This is a genomic window from Pseudomonas sp. B21-015, from assembly GCF_024749285.1.
Classification (GTDB): domain Bacteria; phylum Pseudomonadota; class Gammaproteobacteria; order Pseudomonadales; family Pseudomonadaceae; genus Aquipseudomonas.
Window position 1 is genome coordinate 3,432,969 of the sequence record NZ_CP087196.1, and the last position, 22,672, is coordinate 3,455,640.

General features: G+C 52.0%; 19 protein-coding genes and 1 pseudogene. 18 read left to right on the forward strand and 2 right to left on the reverse strand.

The annotated features are described in order from the left end of the window. The first annotated feature begins 229 nt into the window (after positions 1–229). The 5 genes from LOY38_RS15205 to LOY38_RS15225 all read left to right on the forward strand — a co-directional run bounded on the left by LOY38_RS15205 (position 230) and on the right by LOY38_RS15225 (position 7,486). Complete coding sequence (locus LOY38_RS15205; RefSeq protein ID WP_258695923.1) at positions 230–961, forward strand: hypothetical protein; 732 nt, start codon at positions 230–232, stop codon at positions 959–961. Positions 962–1,189: 228 nt separating this feature from the next. Further along, positions 1,190–3,241 (forward strand): type VI secretion system tip protein VgrG, encoded by a 2,052-nt coding sequence (locus LOY38_RS15210; RefSeq protein ID WP_258695924.1) that lies wholly within the window; start codon positions 1,190–1,192, stop codon positions 3,239–3,241. Next, complete coding sequence (locus tag LOY38_RS15215) at positions 3,241–3,813, forward strand: DUF4123 domain-containing protein (RefSeq protein WP_258695925.1); 573 nt, start codon at positions 3,241–3,243, stop codon at positions 3,811–3,813. Before LOY38_RS15210 ends, LOY38_RS15215 begins: the two co-directional genes overlap by 1 nt. Beyond that, positions 3,813–6,539 (forward strand): toxin VasX, encoded by a 2,727-nt coding sequence (locus LOY38_RS15220; protein ID WP_258695926.1) that lies wholly within the window; start codon positions 3,813–3,815, stop codon positions 6,537–6,539. The genes LOY38_RS15215 and LOY38_RS15220 overlap by 1 nt, the downstream gene beginning before the upstream one ends. After that, positions 6,530–7,486, forward strand: coding sequence for a DUF6708 domain-containing protein (locus tag LOY38_RS15225; protein ID WP_258695927.1), 957 nt, complete (start codon positions 6,530–6,532; stop codon positions 7,484–7,486). The genes LOY38_RS15220 and LOY38_RS15225 overlap by 10 nt, the downstream gene beginning before the upstream one ends. Positions 7,487–7,777: 291 nt before the next feature. Here the strand turns inward: LOY38_RS15225 and LOY38_RS15230 are convergent, their stop codons facing one another. Continuing rightward, the gene (locus LOY38_RS15230; protein WP_258695928.1) at positions 7,778–8,074 is read right to left on the reverse strand and encodes a hypothetical protein; all 297 of its coding nucleotides are present in this window, start codon (positions 8,072–8,074) and stop codon (positions 7,778–7,780) included. A gap of 492 nt (positions 8,075–8,566) precedes the next feature. Between LOY38_RS15230 and LOY38_RS15235 the strand changes: the two genes are divergently transcribed. The 12 genes and pseudogenes from LOY38_RS15235 (at position 8,567) to LOY38_RS15295 (ending at position 21,366) form a co-directional block, all read left to right on the forward strand. Further along, the gene (locus LOY38_RS15235) at positions 8,567–10,858 is read left to right on the forward strand and encodes a type VI secretion system tip protein VgrG (protein WP_258695929.1); all 2,292 of its coding nucleotides are present in this window, start codon (positions 8,567–8,569) and stop codon (positions 10,856–10,858) included. Further along, a complete protein-coding gene (locus tag LOY38_RS15240) occupies positions 10,855–12,411 on the forward strand; it encodes a hypothetical protein (RefSeq protein WP_258695930.1) in 1,557 nt (518 codons plus the stop codon). Before LOY38_RS15235 ends, LOY38_RS15240 begins: the two co-directional genes overlap by 4 nt. Before the next feature lie 4 nt (positions 12,412–12,415). Then, complete coding sequence (locus tag LOY38_RS15245) at positions 12,416–13,354, forward strand: PoNi-like cognate immunity protein (RefSeq protein WP_258695931.1); 939 nt, start codon at positions 12,416–12,418, stop codon at positions 13,352–13,354. Positions 13,355–13,477: 123 nt separating this feature from the next. After that, the gene (locus LOY38_RS15250; RefSeq protein WP_258695932.1) at positions 13,478–14,422 is read left to right on the forward strand and encodes a PoNi-like cognate immunity protein; all 945 of its coding nucleotides are present in this window, start codon (positions 13,478–13,480) and stop codon (positions 14,420–14,422) included. A gap of 94 nt (positions 14,423–14,516) precedes the next feature. Continuing rightward, a complete protein-coding gene (locus LOY38_RS15255; RefSeq protein WP_258695933.1) occupies positions 14,517–15,074 on the forward strand; it encodes a hypothetical protein in 558 nt (185 codons plus the stop codon). Between the two features lie 814 nt (positions 15,075–15,888). Continuing rightward, the gene (locus LOY38_RS15260) at positions 15,889–16,974 is read left to right on the forward strand and encodes a T6SS phospholipase effector Tle1-like catalytic domain-containing protein (protein WP_408980632.1); all 1,086 of its coding nucleotides are present in this window, start codon (positions 15,889–15,891) and stop codon (positions 16,972–16,974) included. Further along, positions 16,967–17,617 (forward strand): DUF2931 family protein, encoded by a 651-nt coding sequence (locus LOY38_RS15265; protein ID WP_258695934.1) that lies wholly within the window; start codon positions 16,967–16,969, stop codon positions 17,615–17,617. Before LOY38_RS15260 ends, LOY38_RS15265 begins: the two co-directional genes overlap by 8 nt. Positions 17,618–17,638: 21 nt before the next feature. Beyond that, positions 17,639–18,289, forward strand: coding sequence for a DUF2931 family protein (locus LOY38_RS15270; protein ID WP_258695935.1), 651 nt, complete (start codon positions 17,639–17,641; stop codon positions 18,287–18,289). Positions 18,290–18,310: 21 nt separating this feature from the next. After that, a complete protein-coding gene (locus LOY38_RS15275; protein ID WP_258695936.1) occupies positions 18,311–18,961 on the forward strand; it encodes a DUF2931 family protein in 651 nt (216 codons plus the stop codon). A gap of 286 nt (positions 18,962–19,247) precedes the next feature. Next, positions 19,248–19,811 (forward strand): annotated as a pseudogene (locus LOY38_RS15285) (PoNe immunity protein domain-containing protein); the annotation flags it as partial. After that, positions 19,786–20,529 carry a YcxB family protein gene (locus LOY38_RS15290; protein WP_258695938.1) on the forward strand — a complete coding sequence of 248 codons (744 nt, stop codon included), beginning with the start codon at positions 19,786–19,788 and terminating at the stop codon, positions 20,527–20,529. The pseudogene LOY38_RS15285 and the gene LOY38_RS15290, both read left to right, overlap by 26 nt. Before the next feature lie 45 nt (positions 20,530–20,574). Next, positions 20,575–21,366 (forward strand): PoNi-like cognate immunity protein, encoded by a 792-nt coding sequence (locus LOY38_RS15295; RefSeq protein WP_258695939.1) that lies wholly within the window; start codon positions 20,575–20,577, stop codon positions 21,364–21,366. A gap of 44 nt (positions 21,367–21,410) precedes the next feature. On the opposite strand, the gene LOY38_RS15300 is transcribed toward LOY38_RS15295, so the two are convergent. Further along, on the reverse strand, positions 21,411–21,707 hold the full coding sequence (locus LOY38_RS15300; RefSeq protein ID WP_258695940.1) for a hypothetical protein: 297 nt from the start codon (positions 21,705–21,707) through the stop codon (positions 21,411–21,413). Between the two features lie 355 nt (positions 21,708–22,062). Between LOY38_RS15300 and LOY38_RS15305 the strand changes: the two genes are divergently transcribed. Further along, on the forward strand, positions 22,063–22,596 hold the full coding sequence (locus LOY38_RS15305; protein WP_258695941.1) for a hypothetical protein: 534 nt from the start codon (positions 22,063–22,065) through the stop codon (positions 22,594–22,596). Positions 22,597–22,672: the final 76 nt, after the last annotated feature.

The window sequence follows — 22,672 nt, forward strand, 5'->3', positions numbered from 1 at the left end:
TATCAGAATCCTATCTTATTGAATTATATTAACAAAACAGATGGTCACAGCAGGTTTCTGCCGAGTCAACCCAACTGTCGCAGAAGAGGAGACTGGTTAATTAAAAATATCCTGACAGTCACTTGACCGTTACTTGCCTTCAACTAATATCTTTTCCACGCACAGCGCAGGTAAGGATAATTGTTGTGCGCCATCCTTATACCCCCACAACAGGAAAAGGAACTCCAACATGGAAAGTGTCGCTATCTCAGCTGCCCAAATTAACTGGAACGGCGGACAACGCATTACGCTCACCGCAGGTGATACAGCCACCTGTACCGCGCTTAGCCCCGGCCAGCTTTATGGCATCTTTATCTACAACTCTGCTCAAAATGACACCAATTCAACTGTCTCCGTAAACTGGAGCAATAGCCTGCCGCCCGTACAGATCACAGTCCCTGGCACCACGGCCAATGCAGGCCTGGCATCATTGGGTTTTGTCTCGGGCACCGATACTCAAACCATTTCGGTTTCACTGCCCAGCAACAGCGGTAAGTCACAGGTGGAAATCTGGCTGGGAAGTGTCAGCATGCCGACCAATACATCGGGGCTGACCAATTATCCGCTGCCGGCCGATGGTGAGCAGCATCCGTTCAACAAGTACTCCCGTTACTATGCGGTACCCCCCTCGAAATGGATGAACCTGACGATCACCAGTACCATTACACAGTTCCTCTCCTGCCAGTTCCGTGAGGCGCAAGCGACCGTGTTCGTCGTCAATGAGACTTCAAACGGCCTCCTTGCCAATCAGGTTACCAACATTGGGCCTACTGCCAGTGCGGCTGGGAACGTCAAGATCGTTTACTCGCAGATCCAGAGCATTACCAACAATCTGCAAGGCGACGGTACGCAATGGGTGTGGATGGATGCGGACAGCACGCAAAACTCTCAAAGCGCGACCATTTCCTTGCAATCGCTTTGAATTTTCTAGCTGAGTAATAAAGGAAGGCCCCACTCCGTGGGGTCTTCCTTTTATCTGGCGTAACGACCAATCGCCTCAAGAAATGCCCGTATTCATTGCGCAAAACCTCGGTTATAGGGGAAAGCCTGATACCCGTCAGCCCCCGGACCTACGGCATTTCAGCCTTGAACGTGACCCCTTAATGCTGCACCATCCGCGCCTGCTTTTTCAAAGGACGGAACTCAAGGCATGCTGGACGCGAACGCAACCCATATCTCCCTCACGCTCGAAGGCGTTTCCGTCGACCTGCAGGTGCTCAGTTTCGTCGGCCGCGAAGCCCTCAACCAGCCGTTCTGTTTCGACATCGAACTGGTCAGCGCCCGTCCCGACCTGAAGCTCGAAGAGCTGCTGCACAAGCCCGGTTGCCTGACCTTCGGCGCCACCGGCCAGGGCAAAATCCATGGCTTGGTCTATCGCATCGAGCAAGGCGATTCCGGCAAAAGTCTGACCCGCTACAGCATCAGCCTGGTGCCGCAACTGGCCTACCTGCGACACAACCACGACCAGCAGATTTTCCAGCAGTTAAGCGTGCCGAAAATCATTGCCCAGGTGCTCGAAGCCCGGGGCATTTTGGCTGATGCCTACAGCTTCCAGCTCGGCGCCATCTACCCCGAGCGCGTGTACTGCGTGCAGTACGACGAATCCGACCTGCACTTCATCCAGCGCCTGTGCGAAGAGGAAGGCATTCACTTCCACTTCCAGCACTCGGCCAGCGGCCACAAACTGGTGTTCGGCGATGACCAGACGGTGTTCCGTAAACTGGCGCCAGTGAGCTACCAGCAAGACTCCGGCATGGCCGCCGAAAAACCGGTGATCAAGCGCTTCAACCTGCGCCTGGAAACCCGCACCACCCGCGTCAGCCGCCGCGACTACGACTTCGAAAAACCACGCCTGCTGCCAGAAAGCGCGGCCAAGAGCGCGTTCGCCCCGGACCTCGAAGACTACGACTACCCCGGCCGCTTCACCGACCGCGCACGTGGCAAGCAACTGGCAACCCGCGCCCTGGAACGCCATCGCAGCGACTACCAACTCGCCGAAGGCAAAGGCGACGAACCGACCCTGGTCAGCGGCCACTTCATGGCCCTGAGCGAACACCCGCGCGCCGAGTGGAACGACCTCTGGCTGCTGCTGGAAATCGTCCACGAAGGCAAACAGCCGCAAGTGCTCGGCGAGAACATCACCAGCGACGTCACCGACAGCAAGGACGACTTCCACCAGGGCTACCGCAACCGCTTCCTCGCCACCCCGTGGGACGCGCATTACCGCCCGGCCCTGGAACACCCGAAACCGCAGGTGCTGGGCAGCCAGACCGCCATCGTCACCGGCCCCGCGGGCGAAGAAATTCACTGCGACGAATACGGCCGGGTCAAGGTTCAGTTTTTTTGGGATCGCGACGGCCAGTCCGATGACAAAACCAGCTGCTGGCTGCGCGTCGCCACCGGCTGGGCCGGCAACGCCTACGGCGGCATCGCCATCCCGCGAGTCGGCATGGAAGTGCTCGTCACCTTCCTCGAAGGCGACCCCGACCAACCGCTGATCACCGGCTGCCTGTACCACAAGGAAAACGTCGTCCCCTACGACCTGCCGGCCAACAAAACCCGCAGCACCTTCAAGACCCTGAGTTCACCGGGCGGCAAGGGCTACAACGAGTTTCGCATCGAAGACAAAAAAGGCGCGGAACAGATCTACCTGCACGCCCAGCGGGATTGGGATGAAAACATCGAACACGACCAGAAAATTCGTGTCGGCAATGAACGGCATGACACGGTCGAGGCCAACGTGTTCAGCGAGTTCAAGGTGGAAGAGCATCGCCTCACCCACCTGGACCGCAAGACTGAAGCGCGGGCGGATGATCACCTCACTGTCGGCGTGACTCAGCATGTGAAGGTGGGCACGGCGCAGTTTGTCGAGGCGGGTCAGGAGATTCACTACCACGCTGGGGAGAAGGTGGTGGTTGAGGGTGGCATGGAGCTGACGGCCAAGGCTGGCGGGAGCTTTGTGAAGATTGATGCGGGTGGCGTGACGATTAGTGGGGCTGAGGTGAAGGTGAATTCGGGTGGCGGGCCGGGTGCGGGTACGCCTGCTGCGCCGTTGTTGCCGGGGCTGATGAAAATAGCCGATGCAGATAAACCAGGGTTACCTCTTGAGGCATTGATAAAACAGAACATCCTTTTTCGTCGTACCCGTTCCGGTGTATGTGAAGTTTGTGAGGCCGCTAAAGCTACCAAGGGAGTTCAGTAATGACTGCACTCCAAAATCCTCATGGCTATCTACTGATCGATGGTGCTCGCTTTGATGACGCGGTGACATGGTTAGTGAGAAATTATCCGGGCCACCGCTTTATGCCCTTACTACAAAAGACTGCTTATGCACCTATCGCTGAAGCAGGCCCGATCATTCTAGACGCCCCTACCGGAAGCGCTGCTCAGCACGCCTGGTTGCAAGGAGAGGAAAATCTCATCAACGGCGTTTGGCTACAAACCCAAAGTCCGATGGCTGAAATAGTCAGAATTTTGCAGCGTCGAATAAGAATCTACTCTCCGGAACGACAGGAATACTGGTTGAGACTGGGCGATGCACTTCCATTGCGTCATGCATGGCTATCAGGTGCTAGCTGGCCACCAGGTTTTTGGTTCGGAATAGAAAGCGTTTGGTTACACCATGAGTCTATGGTGCAACGAGCCTGGACTAATGACTTTCCCCACATTGACAGTGCACCTGCCGACACAGGAATCGACGCTCAGATTGTCCTCGACTGGCCACTGCTCAAAGCGCTGGCAACCGAAACGGAAACCCCGCAGGAGGCGGTGTAATGACTCAAGCAACGGCTGCAAAACCGGACTTCAAACCAGCGGCGTGCCCATTAATTACCGCAGTAGTCCCGTTGCGCTATGCAATAGGGCCTTCACGCGGCATCGACGTCAGCGCATTTGCTTTGCCCGCTGTCAGCGGTAAGTTCCCAGAATTGGGCGAGGACAATAGCGCGACCCGCGACAAGGCACTTAACTATACCGCTCGGTTGCTCCGCGATGGTTGGTTGTATGTCTGGCAATCGTCACCGGAAAAGTTGATTGAGTTCAAAGTTGACAAAGTGTTATTGCAGGAAACGGGTCGCGGCGGAAAGGTCATTGATACGTCATCAAAACCTTATCTGATGCTACCAGCCGGCACTCCTGCGATGCTTTCGTGGTCGCCCTCGAAATGGAGTGATAAACAGTTTTCAACCGCTAAAGCTCAAGCAAAAGTCCGTACACGTGTAATGCGCAGTTTCACTCCTGGCGCTGCCCCCGCTAGCGGTAAGGCTGCAAGCATTCACGAAAGTATCGGCGACTATATGGAGCCGATAGGCTTTAAATGGAGCTGTGTCCCCTCGACCAAGAACAAACCAAACTGGTCTTCGATGCTAGATGACATGAAGCGCTGCGAACAACAGGCATATGTTATGGCAGACGATCCTTGGGGAGTTTGGCTGGACTTGGCGGCCATGATTCGATCACAGCAAAGTGTTTTTGATCAGCTTCGCAAAAAGCGCTCCGAGGATTGGGCGATGGCGGGCGCTCTAAAATCCTTGGCAGATAACGATGCAAAAATTAAAGAGCAGCTCCCCTCAATAACTCGTTACAAGGAAGTAAAAGCTGCGTGGGAGGAATTGGATTCCGAGGAGACACGATATAACGAAGATCGCCGTCGCCTGACATCAATATGGAACGACTGGCTGAAAACTTTCCAGAGCAAAGGCCCTTCGACTCTGGATACCGCCGCGGGGCAGTTCGACATCACTTTACCAGATCCCCGCATGGCTCTTGAGGTGAACTTTGCGGCTGCATGCCTAGGCCCGTCGAGTTGCAGTCTTAGCGCAAAAGCCTTAGGGGGCGCTCTTGATCCTGACAAACAGGAAGCTGGGCAACCATGGTTACTTTGGGTTGTGCTCGGTCTAAGTAAGCGCTTAGCCATTGCAGATATTAAATCAATTATTGATCTCTCCGATGGAGTCAATGATAACGCTTCGGGTCTGGCTAAAGCATCAGCCAAGGTAGGCAGAGCGCTAGCACTAGCCTCCGCGATAAATAAAGGCGCTGAAAAACTGGCAACGCATAGCCCTGCAAAAGTTCAAGAAGCTCTAATGCTGGCACTGTCACCGGTTGTAGGTGCTCATCTGCAACGTTTGGCATCGGAGCCCGACAATATTGCTAAAATATACTTCAGCGCCGCAATGGGTCGCAGCCAGCAAAGATTAACTGTTGGACAAACAAATTCGAAACAAATCGGGGAATGGCTAAGTGACTTAATGGGCACAAACACTTCCCCTCAAACTAAAACACCCACTATAACCGCTCCTGCAGCAGTGGCGGACGCTTTGCCATTCTACGCTTTAGCGCCACTGAATACAGCGGGAGCAACCAACACCAAACTCAGCTCTATCGCAGATCTAGTTAAAAACGAAAGCAGCTTAAATAACTTGTTAAATCTTAGTAAAAGCGCTCTGGACAACGCCCCGATCAAATGCGTCGTCGCAATTGTTGCAGCTCTTAACCTTAGATCAGCCACTAACGACGCCTGGAACACCCCATCTGCAAAAACAGTTATTAACTCATTAGGCGGCACTTTCGGCATGGCAGCTGCTTCTGCAGCAATCTGGCAGAAAGTAGCGGAGACAAACTGGGAAGCTGCGGTATCAGCTTCTGGAAAAGAGTCTTCTGTTGCACGCATCGCCTTAGCAGATGCATTAGGGCTAAGTTGGAAGGCCGCAGGATTTCAAACTCTTTCTGCCGCAGTAGACATTGTCGCATATGGATTGGATGCGTTCGAAGCATATCAGTCAGGCGACTATGACACTGCAAGCATTAACGTAGGGCTAAGTGCCGCATCAACAGCAAATATTGCCCTTTACGTAAAAACATTTCGGGCACTACGTGCAGCAAGGGCAGCTGTAATCGCCGGAGACGCCGCGGCAATCGGAAGGGGTGTAACACAAGTTCCTCATATCGCTTTTAAAGCATTAGGAATAACCATTTTGATCGTAGGAGGGATCGTCGCGAGATTGTACACACAGGATACGCCTCTAGAAAAATGGATCAAAGGTACAAAGTTTGGAATAAGCCCCGCCGACTGGTCCAGCGATTACACAAAATCAATGACCGAGTTCTACAAAATAATATTCCCAATCAGCTTAGATGCCTATCGACTGAGCGAGTTAAACCCTTACAAAGGAATGGTAGAGAGCACATATGTATTGCTTCGGCTACCAGGAAAGGAAACACTTACTGACGGCATGATTAAATTTGATGGCGAAGAAGTATGGGGTGGGATTTTTGGCTTGGGTGGCAAACACGAAAAAGTGTCTTGGAGTGGAAACAGTTTTGACCTTCATGCTGGAACCCGGGTAACTACAGAAGCAGGAACCGGCACCTATAGGCGCGTATACCATATAGATCTTGAAGGGCGCGCATTGAACAGTATAAAAGGTAATCTCACCTACTCACCTTTGGATGGCTTGAGTTTACCCCCTATCGAAATCAAGGAACTAGCATGGCTCTGAAAGACCTCATAGCACAGGCAGTGTCAAAATATGGAAAAACATCTAACATCACTCTGCAACCCAACGAAAGCACAGGGCAACCGCCGCTTGAATTATTTATTACAGATGAACACACTACCAATTACTTAACTCTACAAATGGCAGGAGATGCTGATCGGGGAGGTATAACCGGAATGGCAGCAGGTGTTGGCTCATTGGCCAGTCTGGTTCTTGCCTTGATGATGATGTTAAAAGGGCGCTGGGATTTAGTTGGGCTATGCTTTTTTTTAGGGGCTGCGATGTTTTTTGTTCCGTTTTTTTTGGAAACAAGAAAGCCGTTACCCTTGCCCATACTTTTTAACCGCCGAACTCGAGAAGTCTATTTTGACAAGGCTGGCGAGCTTTTTCATACCCCTTGGGATGATATCCAGGCAATTGCTTGCGAATTTCAAATGACCGGAATTTACACCGGAAGCATAAACAATGCATCCCTAGAAATCTTAGTAAAACGGTTGGGAGAACCGGAATATTTAGCCATGGTAAGTTTAGGTTCTCCCATGGGGAAAACGCTAAACATGCAAAAAAGCTTTTGGGAGTATATCCGCAGTTACATGAACAACGGCCCGTGGTTCGATAAAAACGGAAAACATACCGATTCGGACGAATTCGTTAGAAGTCAACTGTCGAGCAACATCAGGAAATCAGACTTCCTGGCTTATTGGAAAAAAACAATCACGGACAAAAAACTTCAGTCTGAAGGCAGCAATTTCCTTAGCGCATCAGACGCCTTCATGTTTATTGGGCATCTTATTTTTTACCCAACCAATGCGATACAAGATTTTACATACGACTATGCAAAGCGTAAAACGCGAAATCTCTGGCCCGAAATTGTTACCGAGAGATTAAAATCTGATGGACCTACGACGCGCCTCATAGATCTTGAGCGTGAGCGTGGACTGTCGGTTTGAATCACGTTCGATAACAAATGACACACCTGTTCTATTTATCCAAATCACACCATATAAAGAAGTTTCTTGATCTGACACCTCAAGACGTTTACGGCTCCGCCATCCAGGCGCCCAAACATAAAGTCAAAATGGATCGCTGGATAGCGAAAAAAAAAGAATGCCAAGATCACGATGATTTTTTAACGAATAGCAGTGAGTTGAGAAAGGCTTATTTTCAGAAAAGAAATTCTCCAGCGCCCCGCAAACAAGCCAGCGTCCACAGGAGACTGGCTTGTTTGTAATGCTGTGACGTCAGACCGGCGCTTTCCAGCCCATCATCCGCTGCTGCGCAACCTGCGGCAGATCGCAACCATCCTGGGTCAGCAGATAAAGCGCATGAGTAATGTGCGGAATGTCCCGAACATCGCCGTGCTTGAAGCATAGGCAGTGGAGTGTTTCAAGTAACTGGCTGGAGGCACGGATGCGCTGCAACGCGGCTTCGAGAATATCTGGGGGATTGGCTTCTGTGTCGATCACCAAGGGATTTGAGTCGGTAACATTGCTTTTGATTGAACGGTAGCGTTCGGGGAAAGGGTTTATCGTTGGCATAGTAAGCTACTCATCTGTTTTGAAGTAACCGCCAGCACCGTGACCAAACGATGGGAGGCGGACTGTGCACAGGCTTGGTCAACCGAGAACAGTAACTCAGCTCGCCCGAAGGCGTCCTGCACACAGCCGCCACAACGATGCGCCATAAGGACATAGATGTCCGTAAGGCGAATCATGGCACACATATGTGCACTGTTCTCAGGTGACCAAACCTGTTCGCTGATTTTGCAGCGATGCCTAACAGTAAACGCTGGATGCCGGTTGGCGAAAGACGACAAGGCGCCCTCGCTTGTAGGAACGGGATGAAGATTTCTAAGGTTTATTCCGTGTAAATCGGAAGGATGGAGTTAAGGCGCTCTCCCGACTTGCCTCATAAATATTTTGATTTTCTGCGGCGAGCTGTTGCAAGACCTGGCCGGATTTGCGCCTTGAACGCGGCCGCCTATTCCTGCACCATCCGCGCCTGCTTTTTCAAAGGACAGAACTCAAGGCATGCGGGACGCAAACGCAACCCATATTTCCCTCACGCTCGAAGGCGTTTCCGTCGACCTGCAGGTGCTCAGTTTCGTCGGCCGCGAAGCCCTCAACCAGCCGTTCTGTTTCGACATCGAACTGGTCAGCGCCCGCCCCGACCTGAAACTCGAAGAGCTGCTGCACAAGCCCGGTTGCCTGACCTTCGGCGCCACCGGCCAGGGCAAGATCCATGGTTTGGTCTACCGCATCGAGCAAGGCGATTCCGGCAAAAGTCTGACCCGCTACAGCATCAGCCTGGTGCCACAACTGGCCTACCTGCGACACAACCACGACCAGCAGATTTTCCAGCAGCTCAGCGTGCCGAAAATCATTGCCCAGGTGCTCGAAGCCCGGGGCATTTTGGCTGATGCCTACAGCTTCCAGCTCGGCGCGATCTACCCCGAGCGCGTGTACTGCGTGCAGTACGACGAATCCGACCTGCATTTCATCCAGCGCCTGTGCGAAGAGGAAGGCATTCACTTCCACTTCCAGCACAGTGCCAGCGGCCACAAACTGGTGTTCGGCGATGACCAGACGGTGTTCCGCAAACTCGCGCCAGTGAGCTACCAGCAAGACTCCGGCATGGCCGCCGAGAAGCCGGTGATCAAGCGCTTCAACCTGCGCCTGGAAACCCGCACCACCCGCGTCAGCCGCCGCGACTACGACTTCGAAAAACCACGCCTGCTGCCAGAAAGCGCGGCCAAGAGCGCGTTCGCCCCGGACCTCGAAGACTACGACTACCCCGGCCGCTTCACCGACCGCGCGCGCGGCAAGCAACTGGCAACCCGCGCCCTGGAACGCCATCGCAGCGACTACCAACTCGCCGAAGGCAAAGGCGACGAACCGACCCTGGTCAGCGGCCACTTCATGGCCCTGAGCGAACACCCGCGCGCCGAGTGGAACGACCTCTGGCTGCTGCTGGAAATCGTCCACGAAGGCAAACAGCCGCAAGTGCTCGGCGAGAACATCACCAGCGACGTCACCGACAGCAAGGACGACTTCCACCAGGGCTACCGCAACCGCTTCCTCGCCACCCCGTGGGAGGCGCATTACCGCCCGGCCCTGGAACACCCGAAACCGCAGGTGCTGGGCAGCCAGACCGCCATCGTCACCGGCCCGCCGGGCGAAGAAATTCACTGCGACGAATACGGCCGGGTCAAGGTTCAGTTTTTTTGGGACCGCGACGGCCAGTCCGATGACAAAACCAGCTGCTGGCTGCGCGTCGCCACCGGCTGGGCCGGCAACGCCTATGGCGGCATCGCCATCCCGCGGGTCGGCATGGAAGTACTCGTCACCTTCCTCGAAGGCGACCCCGACCAACCGCTGATCACCGGCTGCCTGTACCACAAGGAAAACGTCGTCCCCTACGACCTGCCGGCGAACAAAACCCGCAGCACCTTCAAGACCCTGAGTTCACCGGGCGGTAAGGGCTACAACGAGTTTCGCATCGAAGACAAAAAAGGCGCGGAACAGATCTACCTGCACGCCCAACGCGACTGGGACGAAAACATCGAGCACGACCAGAAAATTCGCGTCGGCAATGAACGGCATGACACGGTCGAGGCCAACGTGTTCAGCGAGTTCAAGGTGGAAGAGCATCGCCTCACCCACCTGGACCGCAAGACTGAAGCGCGGGCGGATGATCACCTCACTGTCGGCGTGACTCAGCATGTGAAGGTGGGCACGGCGCAGTTTGTCGAGGCGGGTCAGGAGATTCACTACCACGCTGGGGAGAAGGTGGTGGTTGAGGGTGGCATGGAGCTGACGGCCAAGGCTGGCGGGAGCTTTGTGAAGATTGATGCGGGTGGCGTGACGATTAGTGGGGCTGAGGTGAAGGTGAATTCCGGGGGTGGGCCGGGTTCCGGCACCGGAATCGGCATCCTCGCCCCGCTGATTCCAGGCCTCGCCGCTGCCGACATCGCCGGTCGCCTGATGAAAGAAGCCAAGGCCAATCCGACCTGGCTGGAATTGAACCTGCATTACGACAACCTTGAGCCCGTACCGGGCGCGTCCTACCGTGTTGACTTTGCTGATGGGTCGACGCGCGAGGGAGTGCTGGACGATGACGGCTTTGCTCGCTTGGAAGATGTTCCGAAAGGACCGGCCAAGGTGTATTACGGCGAGGATCCAAGGCCATACAGCCGTGAAAACGTCACGGTCGTGCAGAACTCTGACGAAAAGGTTAACGCAGATTTACGCAAGCTCGGCCTGGACCCGGACCAGGTTGATTTACAAGCATTGGTGGAGAAAGCCGCAGGGAGGCTGTCATGAGTGACAAAGCAGTTGAGAGCGCAAACGAAGGTGGCGAAGACCGTAGCGCCGCCTACCAGGAAGCCGCGGTAGAACTGGCAAAAGGCATCGCGCTCGGTGCCGTGCCCTTTCTTGGTCAGGCCATCGACGCCTACGACACCATCGAATCCTCCATCGTCCTCTACAACGCAGAGTCGACGGCAGGTAAGGAAGACGCGCAATTTGACCTGCTGATGGCCGTCATCGGCTGGATTCCAGGACCGGGTGACGGGCTGAAGAAGAGCCTGCGCATCGTCAATAAAGACCCGCAACGCTACGCCCCGGTACTGTTCGACCTGCTCCGCTTCGTACTGCAAGAGTGCGGGATCAAAACCAGCCCGGAAGAACTGCTCAAGCAGATATTCGACGCAGGAAAGCTGCGTGCCGAACTCGATGAGATCATCACCGGCGTAAAAGGCTCGTCTACTTTCCAGAGCCTTCCAAACTGGGCGAAAACGGCGGTCGTCACGGTACTCGCCACCTCTCGCGACAACATGCCGGCCATGGTGGGGATTGTTGAGAAGCGGCTGGTTAAATGGAAGGGGATGCAGCGTAATAGCTCTGGGAGGGCATCAGGTAGCAACAGCTCAGCACATATTAAAAAACCTGCTGCCAAAGATTCCAGTGTAGGGCTTCAAGGCAAGGATGGTGCAAGTGGCACCGCCACGAATAAGAGCGACAAAACCAAACTTGGTCTTAGTTCCACCCATGATCTTACTAATGAAGGCTTGGGTGTTAGCGGCGAACATATTGCAGATTACATGTGTGCAGAAGTATTAGGTTGGGGCAAGGACTGGGACGGTCATGATCAAGGAGTTATTGGGAAATGGCTAAAAGGTAAACCAGATGCCGAAAAACTGGGGAAAATCTCCAAGGGTGGCAGCAGTAAATTATGGAACGTACTTTATAAATTAACGGACGCGGCAAACGGCACCGGAATCGATGCAGTCTGGCACGCAACCCCTGATACCAATGATCACAAAAAATTTGCCATTGTAGAAGCAAAAGCCAGTCGCAACGAAGATGCGCCTAAATTCATGAGAAAAAAAGGTAACACTCGCAAGCCGAACATCACATCGAAACTTGGTGTTAATGGACCCGACGCATCAACGTTGTTAGAGCCCATTGAAGACGAAGCAACAAACAGTGGCAAGAACAGCGGAACGCCTCAACATAGCGGAAAGCGGACACCACACCCCACTGGAAAAAAAGACAAACCCAAGGTAAGCGGAAAAACTGTAATTGTACAAATGAGCGTAGAGTGGATCGCAAAAAATATTGGCAAGGCCGTACCTGAAAACTTAGTTGATGATGTTAAGTACTCATACAGCCGGCATTTATTTTACACACCTCTTTATCTAGCCAGCGCTGAGCAGCACGCCAAAGCACGGTTTGAAAAATCAGACGCGGCGTCTCACGCAGAACACAATGCGTTCCACTATGAAGAGCAGGCTGTCAAGGCCGCTGTAAACAAACGTAAGCGTTCTTTAACGAAAAAACACGGAACTCTAGACTCTCTAAAGATCGAGGCATAGATACATGATCAGAAGACAGCAATTTCTTACCGAAAAAAGGTACGAAAATTTCATCAGCAACTATAAAAAGTCATTCGTGTTCTGGAAAGACAAACTCTTCCAAGCAGATTCACAAGAACAAGAAAAATCTGTCAGGGCTAAACATTTCCAAACGCTCTATCTAAAAAATATTATGATGCTTTATACTGCGGGCGAAGAAATTAAAAATTTATCAGCCCCATTGGAAACTTTAATAGAGAGCTATGAAGAGCTACAAGAAAAACTAGCCCACTACGAACAAATTTCCAACATCACACCTCTAACGATCGATGATTGGGTTGACGAATATGAAGAGTGCCTGCAAGTGATAAGCTTGTGCATTCTTTTGCATAGAACGGACCTTTTAAAGCGATTCGTCTTTCTAATAGACAATGCGGGCTACGCTGGCACAGATACACTATATGAAGATCTGCTGATAAAAGTCCTACCTGATCGCAAAGATGTCGACCAGTGGTATCACGACGTCTACACATTACTAATTCAAGCTATTTATGCTGAAGAAAAGAATAACGCATCAAAACTCCTCAAAGAATACTGTGCCAGTTGGTATCCAGCCTTTGAGCAAGCACCTTGGCACGATACACACAGTGACGGTGACGAAGGAAGTTATGTAGGGTACTGGGCGCTCGAGGCGGGAGCTATTGCCTTCTTGTATGGGATCGACGACAGCAAAATTGACCATATGGTTTATCCAAAGGACTTGGTCGAATATGCGAGAAACTATCAGCCAAGCAATCGCTCTCAGATTGCTCGTGTAGATGCGGGACAACCCTGCAGCAAAACTGGTTATTGGTTTACACCGGCAAAAGCAGAGTCTCGTCGTCACTTTAATCAAGGAGATATAATGCCAGGGTTCAGTGAATCCCATTGGGGCGATACTATTTGGTATTGGTCGGGAGAATAGTGATAAGGGCGACAGATTGATTTGGCCTCATCCAGTCATTAGTCAGATGGGCGGACAACCGCCCATTGAATCATGGTGAAAGCCCCTACTTCACAGAACAACCTCCCCCCTTTGCTGATATCTATGAAAAACAAACGACAAAAATTTTTTAGTGAAAATCATTACAAAAACTTTCAAAGAGAGCATGACGAAGTACTCGATTTTTTGAAGACAAACACCTTTGAATCCGACTCTCCCGAAGAAGAAGCAGCTCTTCGCTCCAGGCATTTACAAAGGCTTGCACTGGACAGGCTTCTGGCAGCTTATACGGCAGGGGAAGAAATAGATTCTTTAATACCACTCCTTGGTGACCTGATTGACAAATACGAAATCAGACAGGTCAAGCTCGAGGAACACGAGAATCTTCCTGACATTTCTCCACTAGCAATTGATGACTGGCCTTACCAATATGAAGAATGTGTACAGGTCATAGGTTTTTGCATATTACTACATAGCACCGACCTCCTTAAACGCTTCGTAAAGTTAATAGACAACGCAGGCTATGCTGGCGGCGACACCCTATATGAAGACTTACTTACAAAGTTGCTGCCAAATAGGCACGATATAGATCAATGGTTTCACGATGTCTACTCACCTTTAATTCAAGCTATCTATGCAGACAGCAAAGAAAACTCCTCCAAACTTCTGAGTGAATATTGCAAACAATGGTATCCAGCATTCAAACAAGCACCTTGGCATGACACTCACCTGCAAGGAGAGAATGGAAGTTATGTTGGTTATTGGGCTATCGAGGCCGGAGCAATCGCATTTTTATACGGCATAGACGACAGTAAAATCGATCACATGGTCTATCCGAAAGCATTGATCGAGTACGCTCGAAACCATAAAGGCGATATTGGCTCCCAGGTTAATCGTATTATTGCTGGTGAACCATGCAGCAAAACAGGTTACTGGTTTACCCCGGCTCAAGCCAACTCAAGACGCCACTTCCAACAGGGCGAAATCATGCCGAGTTTCAGTGACTCGAAATGGGGCGATACGCTTTGGTATTGGTCGAGTGAAGAATAATAACGGGACGAATTGACTTGACTTCAGCCGGATGGGCGAACAATCGCCCATCGATCAGTCAAACAAATTCGCCCCCCCTGAGGGATATAGTCAAATGAAAAACCTTCTGATCAGCATTGGATTTGTAGCGCTCAGCATTCAGGCACTTGCAGCTCAACCGGAGTTAAAGACAGCAAACTATTGCGAATTAGCAGGCCCCCAAAATTCTATTTCACTGTTACGCAGTTCTCCGATTGAAGACTCTTACGTCTATAAAGTCCGCTACGCTCAAGAAACGAAATTCATGTATGCCGATTCAGATGAGTCTCGGGGCAGCGAAGTGCAGTGGCAATGTGTTTCCGATCAGAAAAGTGCAAGCGTACTCGTGGTTTCGGGTGAATTCACTTCAAACTTTCTACAGGGTGCCTTGTTTTATTTCGACTCAGCGGACGAAAAAATAGAAAGGGTCGATTTCGCTGAAAGAAATCATCCTCGCTGGGTAAAAATATCTGCAAAGGGTGCTCAAGTCATTTTTGAGAACACAGGCAATGAAAGCTCAAGCAAATATTTGAGCTATGGAAAACACGGGGCCTATCTTGAACTATCCGAGTTTCCAGCGACCTCTGCTGAAGCGGGTGAAAAGCTGATTGATCTGAACAACGCCAAACAGTGAAGCGCCATTTTATTCCAGTTTAATCATTACCATCGGACATCTAGCTTCAAAGCCTACCCCACAAGAGGCAGGCTTTTCTGAAGGTGCAGCGTCAGACCGGCGCCTTCCACCCCATCATCCGCTGCTGAGCAACCGTCAACAGATCGCAACCATCCTGAGTCAGCAGATAAAGCGCATGGGTAATGTGTGGAATGTCCTGAACATCGCCGTGCTTGGCGGGAGCTTTGTGAAGGTTGATGCGGGTGGGGTGACGATTAGTGGGGCTGAGGTGAAGGTGAATTCTGGTGGCGCTCCTGGCGCGGGTACGGGAATCCAGATTCTCGCTCCGATTATCCCGGGAGCGGCCGCAGCCGCTATTTCGGGGCAACTGTTGAGCACCCCACCGGTTGGAAAACTCAACGCCACCGCCGATTCGACACCACCTGCGGTGGAAGAAGAGCTTGAAGAAGAGGAAGAAGAAGTCGAGGTGGAAGACATCACCTTGCGGGTTGGGGTGTTCTTCGATGGGACGGGCAACAACCGTAGCAACAGCGAACGTGTCTATGGCTGTTTTGCCCCAGACGTTAACTTGCAGGAAATGGCGGAAGATATTCGCAAGTACTGCGCATCTTACGGATACGACGGCAAGGGGAGTTCCCCGGACAACAGCTACGGGAATGACGTCAGCAATGTGGCCAGGCTGTATGACCTTTACATAAACCAAGTGGATGAAGCACTGCCCGTCGATGCGGAAATGGCGAGCTTGTCAATTTATGTGGATGGGATCGGCACTAGCAGCACTGGGGAAGATTCCGTTTTTTCGCAAGGTACAGGCATGGGGGCGCAGGGGGTCAGGACTCGGGTTGAAGAAAGTCCAGCGAAGCTTGTTGAAGCGATCACAACTTTCCAGGACAACAATCCGGATAAACGGGTGAAAAAGATCGAGTTCGACATTTTCGGCTTTAGTCGTGGTGCTGCAGCCGCACGGGACTTTGCCAACGAAGTACTTAAGGGTGAAAAAAGTATTCTCGCCAAGGCGCTACCTGCTGGCTCTCCGGCATTAACCGATACTTTTAAATGGCAAGTCCAAGCAGATGTCTCGATCAATTTTATCGGTATCTACGACACGGTCGCGGCCATCGCGAATCCCCTGGTTGGAGATTTCTCCGGTCATAACGCTAGGAACCCCGGGCTCAACATCTTTCTGGCTCCTGATGTCGCCAAAAAAGTCGTCCATCTGGTCGCCCGAAATGAGCGGCGTTACAACTTTTCCCTGAACAGTGCCGGAGCGGCCGATATTGTCCTGCCTGGCGTGCATTCCGACTTGGGTGGTGGCTATTTACCGAAAGCCACGGAACGCGTACTAGTCAGCAAACCGCGAAGAAGCGACGTTGCACTCCCAACCCCGCTCACCGAAGCCAACAGCTACAAGCTTGCCCAACAGGACTTGCGACGGCTTCTAGACCAAATGGCCCAATACAACCTTCCTCTAGAGCTGAGAACGTGGGAAGTCCCATTCACCAGCCAGGACAAGAACGATCGAACCCGGAAAAAACATGTGTATGCGGCGGTGAGTAGCCAGCGCGAGGTTCGTAGCGATCTGTCTTTGATCTACTTACGTATCATGCGTGAGCTCGCTGTAGAAAATGGCGTGCCATTTGGCGAGATTGACGAGGAGGAACCGAGACTCGCACTGCCTAGCGAACTCGTTCCAATCTCTAAAAAGCTTATGGCCTACGCATTGGGTAAAAGCCCTACAACTGGGTTGAGTTCGCAGGAGGAAGAGCTACTTTTCCAACGCTATGTTCATCTGTCCGACAATTGGAATGCCGCCAAGAATTTGAACAATAGCGATCTAGACGTGGTCTTCATCAACCGCCCTACCGACAACTCTCTGCGCGTGGTGCATCCTAATGAGTAAATATTTACGTATATTCATCGTCGCGTTCTTACTCAGTGGCTGCACACTCGCCAACAGCGAATCCTTGCCTTATGACGCGTGGCGCTTGGGTTTTTCGGCCCCCAATTACATGGAGGTCTGGATCGAAACAGCTGATGTGGTGGATGTCCAAGGACAGGTCTATCGACGTGCCATGAGTGGCAACTCTGCAATACAAACACCTCCCAACAACTCTGGAGATCCCAAAGGCTGGCCTGAAAGACCAGGTTGGGGTAAGGGTAAATACGTGACGGGAGCGGATCTGCCGAAAAAGATCTATGTCCGCTGGCAATCACTGGTCGAGCCGCAAACCTACAAGATGGCTATCGATATACCCGAGTCAACTAGGGAAATCATGCGTAAGGGTGAAAAAACTTACTGTGCTGCCACCGGAAAATGGATGACGGGCTATCGCAAAGCGATCGTTGTAGGCCTTGCCCCCGGCGGCATTGCCAAAGTCTGGGTACTCGGCCCTTGTCTGACGCCAATCGAAGTCACGCGAGTACAAGCCGAGGTTGATCCACGTGGGCCATATGAAGGGGAATCTGGAGGTCATCACCGTCCCCTTTCGGCAATTTCAAAAGCCTATATCGAAAAGTTTGGCGTGCCGTATGGCTCTTGGTAGCAGCAGTGCCCGACATTCCAGATGAGTAACTTCCTGCGTATCGCCGTCGTTGCGCTCTTGCTCGGTGGCTGCTCGCTCGTTGATAGTCGCTCTTTGCCCTATGACGCATGGCGCTTGGGTTTTTCGGCCCCCAATTACATGGAGGTCTGGATCGAAACAGCTGATGTGGTGGATGTCCAAGGACAGGTCTATCGACGTGCCATGAGTGGCAACTCTGCAATACAAACACCTCCCAACAACTCTGGAGATCCCAAAGGCTGGCCTGAAAGACCAGGCTGGGGTAAGGGTAAGTACGTGACGGGAGCGGATCTGCCGAAAAAGATCTATGTCCGCTGGCAATCACTAGTCGAGCCGCAAACTTACCAGGTGGCTATCGACATACCCGAGTCGACCAGGGAGCTCATGCGCAAAAAAGAAAAAGTTTTTTGCGCTTTTGATGGCAAATGGATAACAGACTACCGTGAAGCGTTAGTCGTGGGCCTTGCTCCTGGTGGCATTGCCAAAGTCTGGGTACTCGGTCCCTGCCTGCCGCCAATCGAAGTCACACGTGTAAAAGCCGAGATTGATCCACGCGGCCCTTACGAAGGTCAGTCAGGGGGCGAGTACGACACGCTCTCCGACATATCCAAAGCCTATGTCAAAAAATTTGGTGTGCCATATGGCTCTTGGTAGCAGAAGTGTTCGACATGCCTAATGAGTAACTTTCTACGTATCGCTATCGCCGCAATCTTGCTGAGCGGTTGTACTGTCGCCAGCAGCCAGTCAATACCCTACAAGTCCTGGGACCTGGGGTTCTCGGCCCCCGACTACATGGAGGTTTGGATCGAAACAGCCGATGTCGTCGATATTCAGGAACAGGTGTATCCACGTGCGGTGAGTGGCGTCGCGTCAATGCAAGCGCCTCCTAACAACGCTGGCGATCCACGAGGCTGGCCAAAAAAAATAGCCATCGGCGGTGGCAAGCGTGTGACAGGGGCCGACTTGCCCAAACAGATCTATGTCCGTTGGCAGTCGCTGGCCGAACCGCAAACCTATCTGATGGTGATTAAAATCCCCGAGACGACTCGGGAGCTCATGCGCAAGGGTGAAAAAGCTTTCTGCGCTGCCGATGGCAAATGGATCACCGGATATCGTCAGTCAATCGGTATAAGGCTGATTCCCGGAGGTATTGCCAGAGTCTGGGTAGGCGGTCCTTGTATGACATCCATTGAAGTGACGACGGTAAAAGCCGTGATTGATCCGCGTGGCCCGTATGAAGGTAAATCTGGAGGTCACTACCGGCCCCTTTCAGCGGTTTCCAAAGCCTATGTCGAGAAGTTTGGCGTGCCGTATGGCTCCTGGTAGCGAGAGTGTTCGGCACTCCTAATGAGTAATTTCCTACGTATCGCCATAGTCGCGTTTTTGCTCAGCGGTTGCTCACTCGTTGATAGCCGCTCTTTGCCGTATGACGCATGGCGCCCGGGTTTCTCGGCACCCAATTACATAGAAGTCTGGATCGAAACAGCTGACGTCATAGATATTAAAGGCCAAGTCTATCGACGAGCCATGAGCGGCGTCTCTGCGATACAAACACCTCCCAACAACTCTGGTGACCCCAAAGGCTGGCCTGAAAGACCTGGCTGGGGTAAGGATTCCGCTGCTTGAGGATCTAATAGAAAAATACGAAACATGGCAAAACAAATTGGCCATCTATGAACAGGCGCCCAAAATATCTCCACTCGCAATAGATAAGTGGTCGGATCAGTATGAAGAATGCGTACAAGTCATAGGATTATGCATCCTGCTACATCGAAAAGACCTTCTTGGTCGATTTGTAAAACTCATAGACAATGCCGGCTATGCAGCCGATGACACGTTATATGAGGATTTACTTTGCAAGGTACTACCTGATCGACATGATATAGATCAATGGTATCACGACGTCTATTCGCCGTTAGTGCAGGCCATCTATGCAAAGACGAAAGAAGATGCCACCGGTTATCTTGAAACATATTGCAGCGAATGGTACGACGCATTTACACAGGCACCATGGCATGACACCCATTTACAGGGAGAAGGTGGCAGCTATGTTGGGTATTGGGCTATAGAAGCGGGTGCAATAGCGTTTTTATACGACATCGACGACAGCAAAATCGATCACATGGTTTACCCCAAAGACCTGGTTGAATATGCCAGGAGCCGCGCAAACACGTAAACTCTACCCTCTTCAAGAAACGGATTTCGGATTCAACGCCATGGAATTGCAATTCACCATTACTCCCGAGCACACCGAGATCAGGATCGGCGAGCTGCTGGAGCGCGAAATGCTCAAGCATGATCAACAGCAGGCCCGACTATTGAGCTATGTCGCACGCTTGCAGGATCGTTTGCTCGCGCCCCTGCTGTTTGTCCTGTGCCTGGCCGGCGGCATGCTGGCGATCTATTTCCCCGAGCGTCCGCTCACCCCCCAGAAGATTATTTCGATGGTGCTGTACGGAGTGATCTTTATGGTGGTCTGGTGGTTCTTCTCCGGTCGACTGCTACGCCGCCTGCAAGCACGTCTCGCCGCCAGTCATGCCAAGCCACGCACGACTTTTCGCATCACGAACCGGCACCTCATCGAAATCAAATTGCGCAATAACCTCAGGGCCGCTGAAGGTGCTTATCGGCTGCTGTTCGACGATGAGGGCTTCAGCCTGATCAATACCAAAGGCAGAGCCGCCAAAGGCGAGTTGGCCTGGGGAAAGATCGTGCGCCTCAAGGAGACGCCTGACTTCTACTCCGTGGCTTCTGCCGAACTGGATCGTAAGGGCAAGTTTTATCACATCCCCAAACACAGCGATGTCATGGACGCGGACCAGTATCAGAAAGGCTTGAAGCTGTTTTTAAGCCGGGTACCCGATTCGGGTCATTTGACGGTTGGCAGGTCTTGAACGTTGGGCCAGCAAATAAATCTCTGCCTTTTAAAAGTTGCCGCCATGAACAAACGACAAAAATTCTTTAGTGAATATCAGTACAACAAGTTTTTGAAAGAACATGACGATGTGATTGAGTTTTTCAAGACAAACACCTTTCAGTCTGACTCACCCGAAGAAGAGGCGACACTTCGCTCAATGCATTTCAAGCAGTTGGCACTGGACAGGCTTTTAGCCGCTTACACGGCAGGTGAGGAAATCGTCTCTCTCATTCCTTTGCTTGAAGATCTCATAGAAAAATACGAAACCAAACAAGCCAGGCTGGCGGAGTACCAGCGCAGTCCTGACATATCGCCGCTCGCGATAAGCGATTGGCCCCACGAATTTGAAGAATGCGTACAAGTCATAGGCTTCTGCGTTCTGCTGCATCGCATTGATTTACTTCAACGCTTTGTATTGCTGATAGACCGTGCAGGCTATGCTGGCGACGATACGCTCTATGAAGATCTGCTGATCAAGGTGTTGCCGAACAGACACGATGTGGACCAATGGTTTCACGCGGTCTACTCACCTTTGATTCGGGCCATTTATGCAGACAGTAGAGAGGACGCTGCCCATTATCTTAAAAAATACTGCACGCAATGGTATTCCGCATTCAAACAGGCGCCTTGGCATGACACTCACTTACAGGGAGAGGATGGGAACTACGTCGGTTACTGGGCGGTAGAAGCAGGAGCTATCGCATTTCTATATGACATCGACGACAGCAAAATCGATCACAGGGTTTATCCCAAAGATCTCGTTGAATATGCCCGACACCAAAAAGCCTCGAATGCATCGCCCTCGGGCATTTAGCTTCAAAGCCTGCCCCACAGGAAGCAGGCATGTTCCAATAGGCGTCAAGCAGGCGCTTTCCAGCACAACATCTGCTGCTGCGCAACCTGCAACAGATCGCAACCGTCCTGCGTCAACAGATACAGCGCATGGGTAATGTGCGGAATGTCCTGCACATCACCGTTCTTGAAACACTGGCAATGAAGCGTTTCCAGCAAATTACTGGAAGCACGAATCCGCTGTAGAGCGGCTTCGTGAATGTCTTGGGGATTGGCCTGGGTGTCGATGACCATGGGGCTTGAATCGGTAACGCTGCTTTTGATTGAGCGATAGCGATCGGGAAATGGATTTATCGTTGGCATAGTAATTAATCGCCAGCACCGTGAACAAACGTGGAGCCGGCTGTGCACAGGCCTGGTCAACCGCTAACACCCCAACGGCTCGCTCGAAAGCGTCCTGCACACAGCCACCATTGCAACGCACTACGAGACGTAGAGGTCCGCAGAGCGAATGATGGCACAGATATGTGCAGTGTTAGTCAGGTGGCCCAACCTGATCGCTGATTTTGCAGCGATGCCAAACAGTAACCGCTGGAAACCAGCCGGCGAAAGACGACAACACGCCCGAGCCTGTAGGAACGGGACGAAACTTTCTCAGGATTTATTACGACTCACGGGCAGTAATGTAGGACCCGACAACCGAAGGGATTCACCCCGAATGCCAACACCATGGAAGTACATCATCGCGGCACTGCTAGCCGCACCGGCCTGCGCGCAACCGCTCCAGACCATCCTCACCTGCCCTTTAGCCGACAGCACACACGTCTCGCTGCTGGCTGAATCGGATGTGGAAGGACAACGTTTGTTCATAGAACTCGACGGAAAAACCCAAATCGCTTTTACCGACATGCCCCAATCCGACTTCATCGGCCGGATTGTCCTGGCAAAGTGTGCTGCCTCCAGTTTGATTTTCGCCCTCGAATACGGCTCGCCGTATATGAAAGGCGTGGTTCTGCGCAAGAATCCAGTCAGCCACACGGTCGAGCGAATCGATTTTGCCGAGAAGGCGCTGCCGCGCTGGCTGTATCTTGGACGAGAGCAGATCCGGCTGGTCATTCCTAATATTGGGTATGAAGTGTCGGCGAAGTTTCTGGTCTATGACTATGTCGCTGGAAAGGGTCAGCTGGAAGGACCCGCTGGTTTAGAGACGCCTCCAGATCGACGTGGATTCAAGGTTGTGCGCCTCAAATAGCAACACCCATTAGCCCGCTACTTAACCTTCGATTAACCCCACGGTCCAAAGCTTTACTGGACCGCACGCCCTCAGT